The following is an 18,667-nucleotide window of genomic DNA, read 5'->3' as shown; positions in this document are numbered from 1 at the left end:
TTGCTAGTCCGAAGATTCGATAGGAGACCACACCCGTGACCAAAGACAGACTCGTGACCAAAGACAGAGGCACAGGCGGCTACCGTCTTCCGGCTGGTACTGGGAACGTCAACGAGCGGAACACTCAGAGCACGGCGTGCTGACTCGAGCCTGGCTCGTATCGTGAGTTCACATTCCGGACACCGCAGAGCCGGCTCGTCGGGTCAGTCTGAGCCGTGCGGGAGCGCACTGGCCAAGGTCACCCGGTTACGGCCGGAGGCCTTCGCCGCGTACAGGGCGAGGTCGGCTTCGCGGAGAAGCTGCTCGGTGCCGGCACGGTGCCCGTCCGTGAACGCGGAGACGCCGGCACTGATGGTCAAGATGCCGTCAGGGTCCCCGGAGTGCTCGATCCTCAGGGCCGCCACGGCTGACCGCACGCGTTCCATGACCGCCCCGGCGCTCGCTGTTGACTGCTCACCCAGGACAAGGAGGAACTCTTCGCCGCCAAACCTGTAGACGGCGTCGGACTTTCGGACCGCGCCAGCCAACGATGTTGCAATCGCTACCAACGCAGCGTCCCCGGCCTGATGACCGTAGATGTCGTTATAGCTCTTGAAGTTGTCCACATCCACCATGGCCAGGCAGTAGTCGTGATCATTGCGGTGGAGATTTCCCAGGTCCTCGGACAACTTCAGGCGGTTGTGCAACTTGGTCAGGGGGTCCGTGCGTGCCTGTTCCGTCAGCGCAGAGCGGTAGCGTGCCAGGTCCGCGTGCAGCGAGGTGATGCGCTGGGCGGCCAGGAGCCGGATGTGCAGGCTGAACGGGTCCAACGGCTTGGTGACATAGTCGTCAGCACCGGCTTCCATGCCGGCCAGGACGTCCTTCCGTGAGCCGTGGGAGGTCACCAGAATGATGTAGGTGTAGCTGTCCTCCTCGGCGGCCCGGATGGCCCGGCAGAGGTCCAATCCGTTGAGGCCGGGCATCATCAAGTCGGTCACCACAGCTTCCGGGCTGTGCTCCTTGTATAGCTGCCACGCCGAGTCTCCGTCCACGGCAACGATGCACTCATGACCGGACTGCTCAACGGCGGCCTTGGTGATCATCCGGGAGATCTGGTCGTCGTCGGCGATCAGGACTTTCATGAAGCTCCTTGGAGAGTGCGTTCGAGGGCAAGGTCCACCCGCGTGAGTTCCGCTTGCAACTGCGCCAGCACCGGTCTGCATTGTGCGGCCAGGTCCGGGCCTGCTTCACGGCCGGATCGTTCCAAATCCTTGCACAGGACTGCCGCGCCCACTGCTCCGATATTGGCTGCCGCGCCGGCGAGTTTGTGAGCGGCCGTCTCCACGGTTGGGGCCTGCCCGGCGTCCAGTGCGGAACGAAGCACTTCCAAGGTCGCTTCGGCATCCTGGCGGAAAGCCCTGACGGCCTCGGGGAGCAGGCCTAAACCGTCCGCGGGACCAAGTTCGCGCAGGATCTGCAGCCTCCCCGCGTCCAGGACATCGGCATCCGGAACGCCCGCGTCCAGAACAACAGCGTTCGACGGCGGTGCTGCCGCCGGCTGAGGTGTCCCGCCCGACGCCGCGTTGCCCGCTGGCCCGACTGCCGCCGTCGACGTTTCAATAACCTCCGGGACCCAGCGGGTGAGGACTTCCCCAAGTTTGGCCAGGTCCACGGGCTTGCTGATGTAGTCGTCCATGCCGGCCGCGAAGCAGCGCTCGCGGTCCTCGTTTAATGCTCCGGCCGTCATGGCGATGATGGGAATCCGGGCTGAGTGTCCGTTGCGGGCCCGGATGGCCCTGGTTGCGTCGAAGCCGTCCATGACGGGCATGTGGCAGTCCATGAGCACTGCGGCATAAGTCCCGGACAGCGCTGCTGCAACGGCCTTGGCGCCGTCGTCCACGATGTCCACGTCGTAGCCCAGCCTGTTTGCCATGCCACGGGCTACCAACTGGTTGACCTCGTTGTCTTCCGCGACCAGAAGCTTTCCGATCCGCGGCACCGGTTCGTCGGACGCGACAATGGCAGGTTGGACCGGTAGCGCGGGAGCCCCCGGCGTTCTGGTGGCCATCAGGCGGAGGAGCCGGTTGTAGAACTCCGAGCTGCGCACAGGTTTGGTGAGGTATTCACGGATTCCGGCGGAGGCGAGGTCGCTTCTGTCCACTTGCATGGTGGAGGTCAGCAGGATGATTCCCGGTGATCCCGAGCCGTTGCCCTCGTTCTTGATTTGGCGGGCCAGTTCCAGGCCGTCGGTATCGGGCATGCACATGTCCACCACGGCGATGTCGTAGGGGCGGCTGTTCAGCACGGCTGTGCGGTATGCATCCATTGCTGAGGCAGCGTCGGCAACGGCCACTGGCTGCATGCCCCAACTGGCCAGTTGCGTTTCCAACACCAATCGGTTGGTGGCATTGTCGTCCACCACCAGCACCCTCCGGCCGGCGAGCGTGGCCGGCAAGGTGCCGGTATCGGACACCGCCGGGCCAACGGGAAGTTCCAGGACAAACCAGAATTTGCTGCCCGTTCCCGGCTCGCTCTCCAGCCCGATCCTGCCGCCCATGACCTCGGTGAGACGTCGTGAGATGGCCAAGCCAAGGCCCGTGCCCCCGTACCGCCGTGTGGTGGAAGCATCGGCCTGGGCGAAGGATTCGAACAACCGGTGATGGTCTTCGGCGCTGATGCCGATCCCGGTGTCCCGGACTTCAAAGCGCAATGCGGCGTTCTCCGGATCCCGGCTGACCACGGAAACCTGAATTTCGACTTCGCCGGCTGGGGTGAACTTCACTGCGTTGGAGGAAAGATTCAGCAGGATCTGGCGGATTCGTCCGGAATCGCCCATCAAGCGCTCCGGAACGTCGGGGTGGCAGTAGGAGATGAGTTCAAGGTTCTTGCCCTGCGCGGCTTCTGCAACCAACCCAGCTACCTCATCCACCAAAGCGCGGGGATCGAAGGAGTTCACATCCAGGTCAACTTTCCCGGCTTCCAATTTGGAAAAGTCAAGGATGTCGTTGATCAGGGTCAGCAGGACCTCGCCGGCGCCTTTGACGCCTTGGGCGTACTGCCGCTGGCCCTCGCTCAGGGGCGTGTCCATCATGAGCGATGTCAGGCCGATCACGGCGTTGAGGGGAGTGCGGATCTCGTGGCTCATGGTGGCCAGGAATTCGGATTTGAGCCGGCTCGCTTCCAGCGCGGCTTCACGTGCGGCGAGGAGTTCGGTTTCGGCTGCTTTGCGTTCGGTGATGTCGCGCGAAATGGTGGCTACCCCGCGGATGCCGGCGTCACCCCGGACGGGAGACAGCGTTACTGACACCGGAATAACTTCGCCGTCTCCGCGCCTTCGCCGAGTCTCGTAATTCTGCACATCTCCGCTGTGGGCCGTGGCCTCCAACGCCTCGCGTTCCTTCTCCATCAACTCGGCGGGAACGAAGAAATCGCCCTTCCTGCCGATGGCTTCAGACGCCGGATACCCGAAGATGCGCTCCGCCCCGGGGTTCCAACTGGTGATGACGCCGTCGGGTGTTTCGCCGATGATGGCATCGCCGGAGGAATTAACGATTGCTCCGAGGCCCTCCAGTTCGGCAGTGCGTTCGGCCACCTTCGACTCGAGGTCGCGGGTCAGCGTTACATTCTCGACGACGATCAGCACCTGCCGCACGATGACGAAAGTCACCGTCACCAGCCCGGTGACCACCAAGATGGGGTCTTCGCCAATGGGCCGGCTGCGCGAGAAGAAGACGGCGCTGAACACGGGGAGATAAGGGAGCAGTTCAAGGGCCGCGGCGTAGGCGCGCCCGTCTTTGCGCGTACTGTCCGCTTCAGGGAGCAGCGGGCTTAGCCCCACCAGCAGGAAGGCAAGAACCCAGCCCAAGGCCAAGGGGGATCCCGTGACACCCGTGATTCCTTCGAGGGTCAAGCGCATGTAGGCGAGGTCCGTAATGGCCAGGATCCAGAAACCAAGGCCCATGCTCAGCCACGGCAGCCTCCGGCCACGGGCTGCACGCATGGTCAGGACGATGACTACCGAGACCATGAAGACATCCGCGATGGGGTAGGCCATCTGCGTGATGTGGGCAAAGGCGTCCTGGTCCTTGGCGCCTGCCAACGTACCCAGCACGGAGCTCCACGCAATGAAGAAGGTGGCACTTGCCACCACGCCGGCATCCAGGATGGTGCGGCGCAGTGAAGTGCGGAGTCCCTGGCCCCTCAGCAGCAGCACGAGTCCAATGGACGTGGGCAGCGCGTACCAAACAAAGCCGATGTCCGCGAAGGAAGGGAACGGGTACTGGTGGTCCAGCGTGATGCCGTTGATGGTCCACACGGTTTGCCCCGCGCTCCACACGGCCAGGCCTGCCACGATGAACCATCGGCCCGCCGCGTTGTCCTGTCGTTTCCGGGCAGCGAGGGTGTGGGTGGTCAGCGCGGTGAGTGCAGCGAGAAGGATCGCCAGGTCACCGGCCAGTTGCGCCGTCGTCGTTCCTGATCCGCTTGCCAGGCCAACGACCAGCAATACCAAGCAGACGCCTACAGGCACCAGGAAGAGCGGCCATCCATGCCCCGTCACCAATCGCACCGGAAGAACCCCGTGCTTCACTCCTGCCACTGAACCCCTGCCTTCGAACGTGGCCCCACCCAAAAGCGAACAACGCGTCTTGCCTGCGCTGAGGAGAGCATACGCCGAATCACCCCAAGTAGGGGACAGCACATGCTCTTATGAACGCTCATTAGGACATGTGCTGTCCCCTTACATGAGTCAGCGCTCCGGGGTGAGCGTCTTTGAGTAGATCACCACACCATTCGCGTTGCGGAGGCTCACGGTAAAGAGACCATCGGCAGCGAGGTCCACGTGCCCGAAGTACTGGTTCTCGCCGTCGCGCGGTGACTCACCAGGGAAGCGTCCGGCCTTGGCGAACAGCACCTCCGGCCCGAACGTCTTGTCCATCTCACTTGGCCCGAAAGAGCCAGCGTTGATGGGCCCGGCGACGAACTCCCAGAACGGGTCGAAGTCCGTAAAGGAAGCCCGCTCGGGGGAGTAGTGGTGCGCGGCGCAGTAGTGGACATCGGCGGTCAGCCAAACGGTGTTCTTCACGCCAAATTTCTTGAACGCCGAAAGCACTCCCGCGATCTCCAGTTCGCGGCCCAAAGGAGCTCCGTGGTCACGGTTGGCCAGGCTTTCCTGGTTTACAGCGCCATCGGGCACGATGATGCCGAGCGGCAGGTCGGCCGCGATGACCTTCCATGTTGCCTTGGACTTCCGTACTTCCTTGATCAGCCAGTCCACCTGCTCCTGGCCCAGGATGTTGGTGGCGTACGGTTCCTTGCCGTCGGTGTTGGGGGACTTGAAGGTCCGCATGTCCAAGCAGAATATGTCCAGCTGTGGGCCTCGCGAAATCTTCCGGTAGATGCGCGCGGGCTGGTACCGGCCGGCGTCGACCGTTCCGGGGCGCCACAGCGCTGCGGCGTCGGCGATCGGCATATTTTCCTGCCACGCCTGGCGACCACGCGCCGCGAGGACGTTGACGTTCCGTTCGGTGTAGCGGGGGTCGTCCAGCATTTCGCCGGGGTACCAGTTGTTGGTGGTCTCGTGATCGTCCCATTGTGCGATCACGGGCACGTCCGCGAACATGGCGCGCATGTTGGCGTCCAAGGAGTTGTAGCGGTGCCGGCCGCGGTATTCCTTAAGGGTTTCAGCCACTTTGGAGACTTCCTCGGTGACGATGTTGCGCCACACCTGCCCGTCCTTCTCCGTCACGGAGGCAGCGATGGGGCCGTCGGCGTAGATGGTGTCGCCGGAGTGGATGAAGAAGTCGGGCTTGGTGGCATGCATGGCTTTGTAACCGCGCATGCCGCCCAGGTCTTCGTTGATGCCCCAGCCCTGGCCTGCGGTGTCGCCGGTCCAGACGAAGCTCTGCGAGGAAGACGACGGCCTGCCGCCTCCGCTCGCGTCTTTCGTGCCGCCGTCGTACTTTCCCTTCACGGAACCGGGCGCCGTGCTGAACGTGCCGCGGACTGCCTCACCGAGGCCGTTCTCATCCTCGAAATTCAGTTCCAGGGCGAAGCGGGTACCTGCGGGCAGGCCGGTGGCGTGGATCTTGGCGGTGTAGTCGCTGGCATCGGTGGTCAGGGGACCACGGATGGTGCGGCTGAAACCGTACCGGCCACGCAGGATTTCCCCTGAGTCGTCCACTGCCTGCAAGAAAGCCGTGAGCCGGCCGGGACCTGAAGCGCGGGACCAGAGGACGGCAGAGTCCGTGGTGACGTCCCCGGTGGCGATCCCGGTGGGCAGCGTGAGGCGCTTGCGGATTAGGGGAATGGCGCCCGGAGAGGCAGAAGCTGACGGAGAACCAGCGGCGGTTGCGCCGGCGACGGCGAGTGTGGCGAGGGAAGTTTTGACGAGGGCGCGGCGAGAAAGGTCAGTCATGGTTCCACTCTGATGAGCCCCGGTGAACGGAAGGTGTGGCTGAGGTGACGGATTCTGCTGGATCATTCGGGTGGGCCGGCCCGTCCGTCGCGTATTGCCGGAGGTTGCCGGCGGGCAGCGTGGAATGATCCAGCAGAATCTGCGTGACGGCCCAAAAGCTTGACTGAAAACATCCGCTCCGCATATTCTGAACGAACGGTCGGTAATTTATTAGGAGCAACCATGGCATCGCAGAATCTGCAGTCAGTGCCCGCTGAGCTGTCCCCGGAGGAGCAGGAGCGGGAGGCAGCCGGTCAGGCGTATTTTGATCGCATCATTTCGGAGGACTCGCGCATCGAACCGCGCGACTGGATGCCAGCGGCTTACCGCAAGACTTTGCTGCGCCAGATCTCGCAGCACGCACACTCGGAAATCATTGGCATGCAGCCGGAAGCCAACTGGATCACCAGGGCACCGAGCTTGAAGCGCAAGTCCATCCTCATGGCCAAGGTCCAGGACGAGGCCGGCCACGGACTGTACCTGTACTCGGCCGCCGAGACCCTGGGACAATCCCGGGACCAGATGATGGAAGACCTGATTGCCGGCAAGGCGCGGTACTCGTCCATCTTCAACTACCCCACGATTTCCTGGGCAGACATGGGAGCCATCGGCTGGCTTGTTGATGGCGCCGCCATCTGCAACCAGGTGCCCCTGTGCCGCGCCTCGTACGGTCCTTACGGTCGCGCAATGGTGCGCATCTGCAAGGAAGAGTCGTTCCACCAGCGGCAGGGTTTCGAGATTCTGCTGGAGCTCTCCAACGGCACAGCTGCGCAGAAGCAGATGGCCCAGGATGCAGTGAACCGCTGGTACGCGCCGTCGCTGATGATGTTCGGCCCGCCGGATGACGATTCACCCAACTCCAAGCAGTCCATGGCCTGGAACATCAAGCGCTTCAGCAATGACGAGCTGCGCAGCCGGTTCGTCGGGATGATGGTGGAGCAGGTTCGGGTCCTCGGACTGACCCTCCCTGATAAGGACATCCGTTTCAACGAAGAAACCAAGAAGTGGGAGCACGGACCCCTGGACTGGAATGAGTTCAAGGAAGTCCTTGCCGGCCGCGGTCCCTGCAACTCGCAGCGCGTAGAGCGCCGCCGCGAGGCACACGAAAACGGTGCCTGGGTTCGGGAAGCAGCAGTGGCCTACGCCCGCAAGCAAGCACAGAAAGAGAACGCAGCATAATGGCTCCTCACGGAAACCCGGAAGCACCTGGCAGCGCCGCCAGCGAAATCAACCGCGAGGCCCCCAAGGTTGCGGCCACCACTGAAGAGCACCAGGAATCCCCATGGTCCCTGTGGGAGGTTTTCGTGCGGTCCAGCCGCGGCCTCTCCCACGTGCACGCCGGTTCCTTGCACGCACCGGATGCCGCCATGGCCCTCCGGAACGCCCGCGACCTGTACACCCGCCGCAACGAGGGTGTGTCCATCTGGGTTGTCCCGGCCGAGGCGATTTCCTCCAGCGATCCCGACTCCAAGGGTTCCTTCTTCGAGTCGCCGCAGGGCAAGGATTACCGCCACGCCACCTACTACACCAAGAGTGAAGGCGTGAAGCACCTGTGAGCACTAAAGACGTGACCAACCACGACACTGACTTCGCCATCGAAGGCCACGGCGACATTTCCGTCGGCGTTCACGGAGCCGGCGCATCCGGTGATGGGTCCGCCAGCGCCACTCGCATCACGCCGGGCAATGCCCTGCGTCCCGAGGACATCGCGCTGGAAATCAGCCGCGGCCAGGTCAAGCCCAGCGACGACGTCGCGGAGTTCGCCCTGCGCATCGGCGACGACGGCTTGATCCTCGCCCAGCGCCTGGGCCACTGGATTTCCCGTGCTCCTGAGCTTGAGGAAGACATAGCCCTCGGCAACATCGCACTGGACCAGTTGGGCCACGCACGTTCCTTCCTGACCTACGCCGGTGCCGCCTGGGGCAAGTCCGAGGACGACCTCGCGTACTTCCGCCGCGAGCACGAGTTCCGGTCTGCCCACCTGTTCGAGCAGCCCAATGGCGATTTTGCGGTGACCATAGCCCGGCAGTTCATCGTGAGCTTCTACCAGTACCAGCTCTACACACGCCTCATGGAGTCCACGGACGCCACCATCGCGGCCATCTCCGCGAAGGCCGTGAAGGAAGTGGATTACCACCGCGACCACAGTGCCCAGTGGGTCCTGCGCTTGGCCGGCGGTACTGACGAGTCGCGTGCCCGAATCATCCAGGGCTTCAAGCTCGTGTGGCCGTATGTGGACGAACTCTTCGAGGACGACGAGCTGACCACCCGCCTGGCCGAGGCCGGCGTCACTGTTCAGCCCTCCAGCCTCCGTGCCGAGTTCGACCGCCTCACCGGCGAGATCATGACCGAAGCGGACTTGCAGATCCCCGGCGTTCCGCAGGCATTGGGCGGCGGCCGCCGCGGCAAGCACTCGGAATTCCTGGGCTACATCCTTGCGGAGATGCAGGTCCTGGCCCGCGAACACCCCGGCGCGAGCTGGTGACCAGCGTGGCAACGCAGGTACGCACCGGGCTGGAAAAGTCCGCTGAGCAGCGGGCCTGGGACATTGCGTCCACGGTCTGCGACCCGGAGATCCCGGTCCTCACCATCGAGGACCTGGGGATTTTGCGCGGCGTGCGGGTCATCCCGACAGAAGCAACTGACAGGCACGACGGCGGCGCCTCAGGTACCGCCGTCGAGGTCACCATCACCCCCACGTACTCGGGTTGTCCGGCGATGGACGCCATTGGCGACGACCTGCGGAAGGCCTTCGAGGCCGAGGGCTACGCGAGTGCGCATATCAACCTGGTGTTGTCGCCCGCATGGACCACGGACTGGATGACCGATTCCGGCAAGGCGAAGTTGGAGGAGTACGGGATCGCACCGCCCAGTGGCAGGGCTGCCGCCGGGGGTCATTCGGGTCCCGTCCGCCTGAGCCTGGCCGTGAAATGCCCGCAGTGTTCCTCGCTCAACACCAAGGAACTCACCCGCTTTGGTTCCACCTCCTGCAAGGCGTTGTTTGTCTGCCAGGACTGCAAGGAACCGTTCGACTACTTCAAAGTCCTCTAAGGAAGCAGCCATGACCACCGAAACACAGACGGCCAGCCGCCGTCGTGCGTCTTTCCACAACCTGACCGTCGCGGAAGTCCGGCGCCTCACGGACGATGCCATCGAGGTCACGTTCGGTGTTCCCGCCGAGCTCGCCGGGCAGTATGACTACCTTCCCGGCCAGTACGTCGCCTTGCGCACCACGCTTCCCGATGAGAACGGCGAGCCGCACGAGGTACGCCGCAGTTACTCGATTTGCGCAGAGCCGCGCAGCTTCGAAGACGGCAGCAGCGAGATCCGCGTAGCTATCAAGAAGGATCTTGGCGGTTTGTTCTCCACGTGGGCGAACGCCGAACTCAAGGCCGGCGATGTCCTGGACGTCATGAGCCCGCAGGGTGCGTTCATATCGCGGCACGGCAAGGACGGCTCCTCAGTCCAGCACAACGTCATGAATTCCATGAACCACCCGGAGGAACTGGCGGGGGAGCCGGGCAGCTTCGTGGCCATCGCCGCAGGTTCGGGCATTACACCGGTGATCGCGATTGCACGGACGCTGCTGGCTGCCAACCCGGAGACACGCTTCGACCTGGTGTACGCCAACAAGGCCGCCATGGACGTCATGTTCCTGGAGGAGCTGGCGGACCTGAAGGACAAGTACCCGTCGCGCCTGGCCCTGCACCACGTGTTGTCCCGCGAGCAGCGAATTGCCCCGTTGATGACCGGGCGCATCGACTCGGAGAAGCTGCAGACCCTGCTCAGCAGCGCCATCCGTGCCGAGGATGTGGACGAGTGGTTCCTGTGCGGGCCGTTCGAGTTGGTCCAGCTGTGCCGCGATACCCTCGCCGCCCGGGGTGTTGAGCCGGAACACGTCCGGTTTGAGCTTTTCACCACCGGCCGACCGGATCGCCCCGAGGGCAACGCCGGCCGACCTGTTGTGGCGGACGAGTCGCAGGACACGTACAAGATCACGTTCACGCTGGATGGCCTCACCGGCGATGTTGCCAGCCCCACGCACGCACGCGAGTCCATCCTCAACGCCGCGCTGCGTGTCCGCCCGGACGTTCCGTTCGCGTGTGCCGGCGGTGTCTGTGGCACCTGCCGCGCCAAGTTGATCACCGGTACGGTGACCATGGATGAGAACTACGCCCTTGAACAGGACGAGCTGGACAAGGGCTACGTCCTCACTTGCCAGTCCCACCCCACCAGCGAAGAAGTTACCGTCGACTTCGACGTCTAAGGAGTCCCATGATCGAGCTCTCCATTGCCAACGGCATTGCCGAGATTGTCCTCAATGCCCCCGAAAAGCTGAACTCGCTTAACGAGGACGCGCTTGCCGAACTGGATAAGGCGTTCGACGACGCTGCTGCCGCCGCCTGGCGCGGTGAGGTGCGGGCGCTGCTGCTTCGCGGAGAGGGACGCGCCTTCTGCGCTGGCCGCGACATCGCCGCTGTGACTCCCGAAACCGACGATGCCCAGGCTTACCTGGGGGGACTCGTAGAGCCGCTGCTCAAGAAGATGGCTGCGTTCCCGGCGCCGACGTTTGCTGCCGCGCATGGTGCTTGCCTGGGAGTTGGGCTTGGACTGCTGCTGGCCACGGACGTGGTGTATGTGGCGGAGAACGCCAAGTTTGGGTCACCGTTTGCGAAGCTCGGTGCGACGCTTGATTCCGGCGGGCATTGGTACTTCACCGAACGCCTCGGAATGCACCGCACCTTGGACCTCATCTACACGGCCGACCTCATGTCCGGGGCCGAAGCCGTGGCACAGGGTATGTTCAGCCGGGCGATGCCTGCGGATGTTTTGCTGGATGAAACGCGGGCGATTGTTTCGCGGGTTGCCGCGGGCGCCACCCAGGCCTTTGTTGCGTCCAAGGAACTTGTTGCCCATATCCGCGACCAGCGTCTGGGCCTGTGGGATTCCATGGTGGAGGAGAACGCCGAGCAGGCACGCCTCTGCAAGACCGACGACTACGCCGAAGGCTTCCGGGCTTTCCAGGAGAAGCGCGCGCCGAGTTTCAAGGGCTAGTTGCCCGCGGCACGTGGTCCCGGAGCGCTTCCTAGACGAAGCCGTTCAGGAGCTTGTAGCCAGCCACTTTCCCCTCCAAGGAGATGATGGCCATGCCATTGTCCGTGGTGTTCACGTCGGTGAGAGCGCCATAGGTGAGCGCTGGCACGGCCGTGCCGCCTTTGACACACGGGAAGGCTGAGTAGGACCCTGCCCCGGGAGCATCTTGGTAGGGGCCATGAGGAGGCATGGTGTAGGTGGTCTCTTTCAGGCACACGAAGACGTCCTCGAACGATGTGCCTCGGTATTTCCCGGCGGTGGTGTCCCAAAGGTTTGCGCTCCAAAAAGTACCTGCAATAACCCGGTCTCCACGGCTGAGCGATGGCAAAAGGCCGTAGTCGCCCCAGTGTCGGACCTCTACCGCTTTGGTTTCCCAAGCTGCGTCGCCGGTGAGTGGATCGTAGCCGACGAGCTTCGAAAGACCACCACGATATTTCCCGGCAGGGAACTCAATGTGGCCTTCCGTATATTCGCACCTGACCGGGAATGCCTCACCGCCTTCCAATTTGGTGGCGGCGGTTCCAATTGTCTTGGCACACTCCACCTGCGAGCCTTCGGCTGTCCAGAGAACCCGTGCGCTGGAAGCCCGGAAGCCTACAGTTTTGGTGGACTCGCGCAGGTTGAGTGAGAAGGTCTGCCCTGTGAATTTGTCGGGGGAGAACTCCGTGGGGTTGATTCCAACGGAGCCGACGTAAAGGTCCAGCTTTTTGGAGTAGGTGAAGTGCCAGCCCATTCCGGTGTTGGCCCCTTTGCCAAAGATTTTTTCGATCTCGACTTCCCAGAGCACCTCGCCGTAGGAGACGTGGGCCAACTTTTCGACACCGTCCGTCACCACCGAGTACAGTTCCTTGCCCACCGGTCGGAAATTGCCGCTGAGGGGGTTGATGTCGGGACCGCCCGCTTCCTCGCCGGATTCCAAGTCAACCCAACGTTCCACAGTGTGGCCATCTTCATCGAAGGCGATGAAGCACAGGTCCTGGACGTCGTCGCAGGCAAACGGGCGGGTGCTGACCAGCTCTTCCCTGCCGCGATAGATTTCCTTGCCTGTTCCAAGGTCAAAGGCTACGGGCGCTGTCCACCAGGTCTCGCCGCCGTCGTTGGCTGGTGGTGTTGCGGCCTGCAGGAAGATCGCCGCACTCTTGCCACTGGGGGTCCTGGTCACCACAGGTTCAAGCGGCACACCCGGCGCTTCATATCCGGGATGAACGGGCTGCGTCCACAGCTCCTTGCCGTCGGCCACAGAGATGGCATGGGCAGCAACGCCTGCGGTGCTCTTGGCGTAAACCAAAGCGACACCGTCGGCCACCACAGGCTGTCCGATGGGATCCAGCGGAACTTCCCACGCCGCCGTCGTGATTTCTGTGTTTCGCTCGAGTGGAGCGTCGCTCGGCGTCGGCGTGCTTGCAGCAGGTGTAGCGGGCTGGGGGAGCAGACTGCACGACGCAAGCAGCATCGCTGCGCCCACGGCGACGATGCCGAGTCCCACAGGCTTCAGGCGGGCGGAAAGCTGCGCCGATGGAAAGAAATTCATGGTTCCCCCAGGAACATCAATGGTTCAGCACCTGCAGGGCGGAGTTCCAAACCAGAAAAGGCCAGCTAAGCGTGGCTCAGATTGAGGATACAGTGCGGATCACCGGCCGCCCAGAAAGCTCGCAGGGTTCTCCAAGGTACTTCCGCCTAGCATGGTTCACATGAAGGCTGCTCGAGAGGCGCGCTCTGCTGCCGTGGTGATAAATGCTGGATCACGTCGCGGGGCGGCTTCAACCGAATTGGCCGTGGACGCGATGCGAAGGGCCGGTGTGCCTGTCCGTTCCGTGCATCCCGTGAAGTCCGGGACGGAACTGTTTCAGACCCTGCGGCGCGTGGTCGCGGACGGGCACGACCTTGTAGTTGTCGGTGGCGGTGACGGCACCATGACCTCCGCGGCAGGACTACTTGCCGGGACTGACATCATGCTGGGCGTTCTCCCGCTGGGCACCGCCAATGACTTTGCCAGAACCCTCGAGATACCGGGTGGCCTCACAGAGGCCTGCGCTGTCATTGCTGACGGGAAGGTGGTGGACGTTGACCTTGGTTGGGCGAATGGCGAGCCGTTCCTCAACGTCGCGTCAGTTGGGCTTTCTGTGGGCGTTACCGAGGCACTTAGTCCTCGCTTGAAGCGACGCATCGGGTCCTTGGCCTATGGCATCGCCACCATGCAGGCCTACGCGCGGCACAAGCCGTTCCGGGCTCGTCTTGAGTTCCCCGAGGGTGACCATGAGCCGATGGAGCTTGAAGACGTTCTTCAGGTCGCCGTGGGCAATGGCAGGCATTACGGCGGCGGCAACATCGTGTCACCCATGGCAGGCATTGATGACCACACCCTGGATATCTACGCCATCCTGGCGGCACCGCTGAGGGAACACGTCAAGATCGCGCGGTTGCTCAAGGATGGAAGCTTCATAGAGCATGACCGTGTTTACCACTTGGCTACGCGGAGGGTCCGTCTGGTCACTGAGCCGCCGCTGTCAGTGAACCTCGACGGGGAAATCGCTGCAGTCACGCCCGCCGATTTCAGTGTGCAGCGCAACGCCGTTCACGTCATAGTGCCGCAGAGCAGCAACAGTGCCTCGTTCGAGGGTCCGTCGAGGCATTGATCCCGGAGCGTCCTGTCCTCATCTAGGCTGGACGAATGACCACAGCCAAAAGCCGGATGCTGCAGATCAGCCGGCGGTGGCCAGGGGCAGCATTCGCCGCCTACCTGGTGGCACTGGCCTTCGTGGTCTTCCTTCCATCAAAGGAAGCAAGCACGGTCACCGGCTTTGTGAGCATCATTGCCGGTTGGTTCGCGGCCCTGGGCATGCCCTACAAGGAAGCCGCTGTCACAGTTGAATTTGTATCCAACGTGATCATGTTCGTCCCGTTCGGCGGATTGGTCCGCTGGCTGTGGCCCGACAGCTGGAACTGGTGGCGCATCCTGTTGCTGGGCGCGGCGTCGTCCACGTTCATAGAACTCACGCAGCTCTTGATCCCCGGCCGGGTGACAGCAGTCTCGGATGTCATCGCCAACAGCGCGGGCGCGATGGTCGGCGCGGTGGTAGTTGTGTGGCTGCTCCGGCGACTCAGCCGCTAGAGGTGTTTGCCGAGGATGGATACGACGTCATCACTGTAGGTGGCGATCCGGTGTGCAACCTCGCGGTGGACAGCTTCCGTGGCGTTGATGGGGTCCGGAATGTCGTCGGCGTCGGCTAGCTCGGCGGTGGACCTGACGGCGGCGATGCGCCGCACCAAACCCGCGACGCCGGAATCCGTGCCCTTGCCTGTCACCGCGGCCCAACTCGGCGCAGGGGGAAGGCTCTGGCCAAGCGGAAGGGACTCGGCTGCCCGAACGAACTCCGCCATGGTGAACGTTTGTTGAGCTGCGCCTGGATACTTCTTGACCAGCTCATCGCGTTGCTTGCGGGTCATGGTCAAGACGAGCTCGGCCTCACCCACCAGAACTTCGGTGATTTGCTTGCCAAATGATCCCGCGGAGTTGCCGCCGTACTCTGTTGAGAGGGCCGCTGGCAGCGGCTCCATAGGAGCGTTCACGGCGGCGTTCAGCCCTGCGCTGCCCACTGAGAAGTTCCCGATCCCGGCCTTCGACAACCGGGCACGAATCAGCTGCTCAGCGAGCGGGGAGCGGCAGATGTTGCCGGTGCAGACGGTCAAAATCAACGACGGCGGCTGCGCGCCAAGGCTGACCGGCGTCACAGTGCGGGGGTGCTTTCGCGACGCCGCCCGCGGCGCTGTCCGTCCAGGGGAACGTGGTTGGCGGCATCCACTGGCTGTGACTCCGACGCCGACACGTGCGTAGCCTTGGCGGCCTCGCCGCCGACGTCCTTGCGGTTGTAGTACGTGTAGTACTGGTAGCCGTAATCTTCACCCTTGGAGGACTTGCGGGAAACGCCGTTGATGATGAGGCCCAACGGACGGCCCCTGACGCGCTCCAGGTTTTGGAGGGCCCTCTTGAGTTGGTCGTAGGTGGTCTTCCCGGCCCGGCTGACCACGATCGCCCCGTCCGTTCGGGCGGTGAGGATTGCCGCGTCGGTCACTGGCAGCAGTGGAGGTGCGTCGACAAGGACGATGGCATGCTTGGCGATGTCTTCGAGCAGGGCGTGCATGACATTCGAGCCCAGAAGTTCGCTTGGGTTTGGTGGTACGGAGCCCGCACCGAGAACAAAGAGGTCGCCGGTCTCTCCCCACGGTTGGAGAACGTCATTGAGAGTTGCCCGGCCGATCAGCACATCCGTTAGTCCAACGTTGTTGAGGAGCCCGAAAGCCTTGGCGAGGGTTGGACGCCGGAGGTCGCCGTCAATCACAACAACACGTTGTCCGGACGCGGCGATGGTCTGGGCAAGGTTGGCCACAACGGTCGTCTTGCCCTCGCCTGGCAGTGCTGAGGTGACGACGATGATACGAGGGGGATTGTCGACGTCCATGAACTGCAGGTTGGTCCGCAGTTCGCGGATGGCCTCGGCCACAGCGTAGTCCTGGTGGTTCCTGTTCTCGAGGTCGTTGCCGCCGTGGGAGAGGACGATTCGGTTCTTGCCGTCGAAGTTCTTGTGGAAGGGGATCGTGCCGATCGCGGCGACACCAGTTTCCGCCTCGACCTGTGCAACGGAGCGGACGCGGCGGTCAAAGATGTTGCGGAGCAGGGCGTAGGCAATAGCAGCCACCAGGCCGGCCACCAGGCCGATGACCAAGGCAAGGCGGGTGTTCGGGGACGTAGGCGATGTGGGTAGCTGAGCGGCATCCAGTGACCGGAAGCTGACAATCGACGTTTCCGTACTGCTGGCGCCACCCCTTTCAAGCTGGTCGACCTGCTTGCCCACGGCGCGCACCCAGGCTTCGGCAAGATCGCGGGCCGACTCGGGGGAGCTGGCTTGCGCGGAGAACTTCAAGGTGGCGGTGTCCTGGGGATTCTGGACCGACACGCGAGCGATCAGTTGCTCCGGTGAGGTGTTTTGAAGCTTGAGATCCTTGATGACGGTCTCGGCTACGGAACGGGACTTGGCGACATCCATGTAGGACTTGGCACGCGATTTGGAGTAGGTCTCGCCTGCCATGGCGGTTCCGAGGTCCTTGTTCACACCAACCGAAATGATGCCGCTGGCGTCGGCGCTGAACACCTTTGTCTGGGTTAGGGTCCAGCCGAATGCCACTATCCCACCCAAGATGGTGATGGCAATAACTGATATCCAGTGCGCCCGGAGGACCTTCCAATAGTCCGTAAGCTCCATAGAATTGTCCCCCTGGTGATGTGTACGACGACACAATAAAGCACGCAGTTCTTGCGCTGAGTCATGAATATCGTAACGTGCTGTTCTAAAGGGCAACTCACCAGCAGGTGGGATGGGGGATTTATGACAATGCAGGATACCGATGATTTCCCGGCGAATGTCGAGGAAATCATCCATGGACAAGGCGTTGCCGTCCAGCGTGCCGAATGGATATTCGGAGTTGTTTCGCTGGGCTCGTTGTCGGGAGACCTGGGTGCGTTGAACTCAGTGGACTCGCAGGACAGTGTAGATATCTACTTCGTCAGTTCCGGTGTGGTCCGTGACCCACGTTCAGGGGTTTTGATTCAAGGAGAGGGAACTGTGGTTATCGTTCCCGGCGGGCAGCAGTTGGCATCGCCCTTCGTGGGAGAGGGAGAGGCCAAACGGATCCGGATCCAACGGGCTGCGGCGGAGACATTCGTGCCCCATGCCTTGGACAGTGTGACAGTTACGCCCACCCGGTCCAGGCTCGACCTCGCCGCTGCCGCGTTTGTCGTGGCCATCATGGAACAGCCTCCAACGCCCGGTTCCGCTATCGAGTCATATGCAACGGAACAGATCCTGTTGGAACTGACCGGCAGTTTGCTGTTGGACCACTGCGGTGTCTCCTGGAATTCCACGTCAGTGACCTCTGTATTAAGGGACCAGGCGATGGCGGTCATTGCCCAGCGTTGTGCGGACAGGGAGTTGAATCCGGAAGCGGTTGCCAAAGCGGTGCAGTCGTCCCTGCGGAGGGTTCAGGCAGCCTTCGCCGAAGTTGGAAACTCCATTGCGGCAGAGATCCGGAGGCAGCGTGGGCGCTTGGCAAGGACACTGCTTACCGATGCGCGCTACGACGTCCTGAGTGTCCAGCAGATTGCGGAGCAGACCGGTTTCGGGACGACGGCGGCACTGCGGCGCGCTCTTGACGAACTGTACGGTTGCGGGCCCACGGACCTTCGGGAACGGCGGGGGAGGGACTAGCGCGGAGCCTGGAAAGTCGCTGAATGGCGGGGATTTCGGTCATTTCGTGCAGACCTTGGACCATACAGCGACAATCTTGCCGCAGGTGCCTGATCTGTGCTTTCCGGCCCAAAAGCGTGAGTAATGTCTATGCGTGATGGGGGAACTCGGCATGTGCTGGATTCCAACCGATGGTTTTCATCCCTAGCTGAAAGAAGAACTATGAGCGACGAACTTACCGTTTCCAAAGCGCACTCACGCCGCGCTGTGGTCAAGGGTGCAGCTTGGTCCGTTCCGGTCATTGCAGCAGCTGTTGCAGCACCGGCCGCGGTTGCGTCCGTAAACAACGCGGGCCTTGCCATTACCGGCACACAGACGGGCTTGCTGTCTCTCAACCTGCTGGACGGCGGCGGCACTCTGACAGCAACTGCGCTGACCACCGTGCCCACCGAGATCACCGTGACCAATGGCGCCGGTGCGATCAACCAGAGCGCCACCATCACGGTTACCGTTGGCCGCCCCGCGGGCATCAACATCCCGGTTGGTCGCGCGCGAGGATTCGGCGTGTACTCCTACAACGGCGTCAACAGCACGGCTGGCCAGCGTACGGCTGTGTACCAGTCCGCGCCCATCGTCGGCCAGTTTGGCTTCCCGATCACCACCTTCACCACCACGCAGACCATCAACGTGGCCAGCAACGGAAGCTTGCTTGTCCCGATCGTCTTCGGCCTTGCCGGCACCAGTACTGGTGTCGCGATCAGCGCGCTGTCCAGCTTCCCGGTGACGATTACCGTTGATCTCGGTACTCGCGTTCTCTCGGCCTCGGGCAGCATTACTGTTCCGGTTGGTGCAGGCATTCTCTAAAACTTCTTTGTCGAATTTTAGGGGCGAAAACGCG

16 protein-coding genes are annotated in these 18,667 nt (G+C 62.8%); 10 read left to right on the top strand and 6 right to left on the bottom strand.

All coding sequences use genetic code 11. The features are described 5' to 3' along the window. Positions 1–203: 203 nt before the first annotated feature. The 3 genes from FQP90_RS12225 to FQP90_RS12215 all read right to left on the bottom strand — a co-directional run bounded on the left by FQP90_RS12225 (position 204) and on the right by FQP90_RS12215 (position 6,394). Positions 204–1,121 carry a GGDEF domain-containing response regulator gene (locus FQP90_RS12225; RefSeq protein WP_144650659.1) on the bottom strand — a complete coding sequence of 306 codons (918 nt, stop codon included), beginning with the start codon at positions 1,119–1,121 and terminating at the stop codon, positions 204–206. Continuing rightward, on the bottom strand, positions 1,118–4,576 hold the full coding sequence (locus tag FQP90_RS12220; RefSeq protein WP_144650656.1) for a hybrid sensor histidine kinase/response regulator: 3,459 nt from the start codon (positions 4,574–4,576) through the stop codon (positions 1,118–1,120). The genes FQP90_RS12225 and FQP90_RS12220 overlap by 4 nt, the downstream gene beginning before the upstream one ends. Before the next feature lie 150 nt (positions 4,577–4,726). After that, entirely contained in the window at positions 4,727–6,394 is a 1,668-nt protein-coding gene (locus FQP90_RS12215; protein ID WP_144650653.1) for an alkaline phosphatase D family protein, read from the bottom strand. Between the two features lie 222 nt (positions 6,395–6,616). Here FQP90_RS12215 and paaA point away from each other — a divergent pair, with 222 nt between their 5' ends. Genes paaA through FQP90_RS12185 form a run of 6 tightly spaced genes read left to right on the top strand, consistent with a single transcriptional unit; the run spans position 6,617 to position 11,488 of the window. Further along, positions 6,617–7,612 (top strand): 1,2-phenylacetyl-CoA epoxidase subunit PaaA, encoded by a 996-nt coding sequence (gene paaA / locus FQP90_RS12210; protein WP_144650650.1) that lies wholly within the window; start codon positions 6,617–6,619, stop codon positions 7,610–7,612. Next, positions 7,612–7,989: a 1,2-phenylacetyl-CoA epoxidase subunit PaaB gene (gene paaB / locus FQP90_RS12205; protein ID WP_144650647.1), complete on the top strand. Its 378-nt coding sequence runs from the start codon at positions 7,612–7,614 to the stop codon at positions 7,987–7,989. Before paaA ends, paaB begins: the two co-directional genes overlap by 1 nt. Before the next feature lie 11 nt (positions 7,990–8,000). Next, positions 8,001–8,918, top strand: coding sequence for a 1,2-phenylacetyl-CoA epoxidase subunit PaaC (paaC, locus tag FQP90_RS12200; protein ID WP_144650904.1), 918 nt, complete (start codon positions 8,001–8,003; stop codon positions 8,916–8,918). Then, complete coding sequence (gene paaD / locus FQP90_RS12195; protein ID WP_434371283.1) at positions 8,915–9,484, top strand: 1,2-phenylacetyl-CoA epoxidase subunit PaaD; 570 nt, start codon at positions 8,915–8,917, stop codon at positions 9,482–9,484. The genes paaC and paaD overlap by 4 nt, the downstream gene beginning before the upstream one ends. A gap of 10 nt (positions 9,485–9,494) precedes the next feature. Next, entirely contained in the window at positions 9,495–10,700 is a 1,206-nt protein-coding gene (gene paaE, locus FQP90_RS12190) for a 1,2-phenylacetyl-CoA epoxidase subunit PaaE (protein WP_144650640.1), read from the top strand. Between the two features lie 8 nt (positions 10,701–10,708). Beyond that, positions 10,709–11,488: an enoyl-CoA hydratase/isomerase family protein gene (locus tag FQP90_RS12185; protein ID WP_144650638.1), complete on the top strand. Its 780-nt coding sequence runs from the start codon at positions 10,709–10,711 to the stop codon at positions 11,486–11,488. 31 nt (positions 11,489–11,519) lie between these two features. On the opposite strand, the gene FQP90_RS12180 is transcribed toward FQP90_RS12185, so the two are convergent. Beyond that, positions 11,520–13,058 (bottom strand): hypothetical protein, encoded by a 1,539-nt coding sequence (locus FQP90_RS12180; RefSeq protein WP_144650635.1) that lies wholly within the window; start codon positions 13,056–13,058, stop codon positions 11,520–11,522. A gap of 151 nt (positions 13,059–13,209) precedes the next feature. Between FQP90_RS12180 and FQP90_RS12175 the strand changes: the two genes are divergently transcribed. Together FQP90_RS12175 and FQP90_RS12170 are read left to right on the top strand one after the other, a co-directional pair. Then, positions 13,210–14,163: a lipid kinase gene (locus FQP90_RS12175; protein ID WP_439898650.1), complete on the top strand. Its 954-nt coding sequence runs from the start codon at positions 13,210–13,212 to the stop codon at positions 14,161–14,163. 35 nt (positions 14,164–14,198) lie between these two features. Further along, positions 14,199–14,639, top strand: coding sequence for a VanZ family protein (locus FQP90_RS12170; protein WP_244296741.1), 441 nt, complete (start codon positions 14,199–14,201; stop codon positions 14,637–14,639). On the opposite strand, the gene FQP90_RS12165 is transcribed toward FQP90_RS12170, so the two are convergent. Both FQP90_RS12165 and FQP90_RS12160 read right to left on the bottom strand, forming a co-directional pair. Continuing rightward, positions 14,636–15,259 (bottom strand): arsenate reductase/protein-tyrosine-phosphatase family protein, encoded by a 624-nt coding sequence (locus tag FQP90_RS12165; protein ID WP_144650629.1) that lies wholly within the window; start codon positions 15,257–15,259, stop codon positions 14,636–14,638. The two genes, FQP90_RS12170 and FQP90_RS12165, sit on opposite strands and share 4 nt — an antisense overlap. Further along, positions 15,256–16,788: a polysaccharide biosynthesis tyrosine autokinase gene (locus tag FQP90_RS12160; protein ID WP_167510474.1), complete on the bottom strand. Its 1,533-nt coding sequence runs from the start codon at positions 16,786–16,788 to the stop codon at positions 15,256–15,258. Before FQP90_RS12160 ends, FQP90_RS12165 begins: the two co-directional genes overlap by 4 nt. 123 nt (positions 16,789–16,911) lie before the next feature. On the opposite strand from FQP90_RS12160, the gene FQP90_RS12155 reads away from it, so the two are divergent. Together FQP90_RS12155 and FQP90_RS12150 are read left to right on the top strand one after the other, a co-directional pair. Next, positions 16,912–17,790 carry a helix-turn-helix domain-containing protein gene (locus FQP90_RS12155; protein ID WP_167510473.1) on the top strand — a complete coding sequence of 293 codons (879 nt, stop codon included), beginning with the start codon at positions 16,912–16,914 and terminating at the stop codon, positions 17,788–17,790. 201 nt (positions 17,791–17,991) lie between these two features. Beyond that, on the top strand, positions 17,992–18,633 hold the full coding sequence (locus FQP90_RS12150) for a hypothetical protein (protein WP_144650620.1): 642 nt from the start codon (positions 17,992–17,994) through the stop codon (positions 18,631–18,633). The last annotated feature ends 34 nt before the right edge of the window (positions 18,634–18,667 follow it).

It is taken from the genome of Paenarthrobacter nitroguajacolicus, assembly GCF_007786235.1.
Classification (GTDB): Bacteria; Actinomycetota; Actinomycetes; order Actinomycetales; family Micrococcaceae; genus Arthrobacter; species Arthrobacter nitroguajacolicus_A.
Note: the sequence above shows the minus strand (reverse complement) of the source record. Positions and strands in the feature narration are given on the sequence as shown.